A 692-nucleotide genomic window follows, 5' to 3' on the forward strand; every position below is an offset into this window, starting at 1 on the left:
ACCGGGCGTGGATAATAAACGGGCATCAAGAGCACTACCGAAGCTATGGATTCTTGCATTACGCGAGAGTGGTAGGGGAGCATTCTATCGAGGGAGAAGCCGCATGGTGACGTGTGGTGGACTTTATAGAAAAGCAAATGTAGGCATAAGTAACGATAAGGCGGGTGAGAAACCCGCCCACCGAAAGACTAAGGTTTCCTGATCAACGCTAATCGGATCAGGGTTAGTCGGGGCCTAAGGCGCATCCGAAAGGAGGAAGCCGATGGACAACTGGTTAATATTCCAGTACTTTTCTTTACTGCGATGTGGAGACGGAGTAGTGACACTGCCGCGGACTGACGGAATAGTTCGTTAAAGGGTGTAGGTATAGGAGCTGTAGGCAAATCCGCAGTTCTTGCTGAGTCCCAATAGTACAGCAAACCTACGGGGGCGCTGATAGAGCAGGTAATCAGACTTCCAAGAAAAACCGCTAAGCTTCAGGTAAAGAAAACCCGTACCGTAAACCGACACAGGTAGTCGAGGAGAGAATCCTAAGGTGCTCGAGTGAATCATGGCTAAGGAACTCGGCAAAATGGCCCTGTAACTTCGGGATAAGGGGCGCTGTCTCAGTGATGAGCAGCCGCAGTGAAAAGGCCCAGGCGACTGTTTAGCAAAAACATATGGCTTTGCAAAATCGAAAGATGAGGTATAAG

General features: G+C 49.6%; 1 rRNA gene. It reads left to right on the forward strand.

The features are described from left to right. A 23S ribosomal RNA gene (locus ABD873_RS13335) occupies positions 1-692 on the forward strand; the annotation flags it as partial.

It is taken from the genome of Sphingobacterium thermophilum, assembly GCF_039541675.1.
Lineage (GTDB): Bacteria > Bacteroidota > Bacteroidia > Sphingobacteriales > Sphingobacteriaceae > Sphingobacterium > Sphingobacterium thermophilum.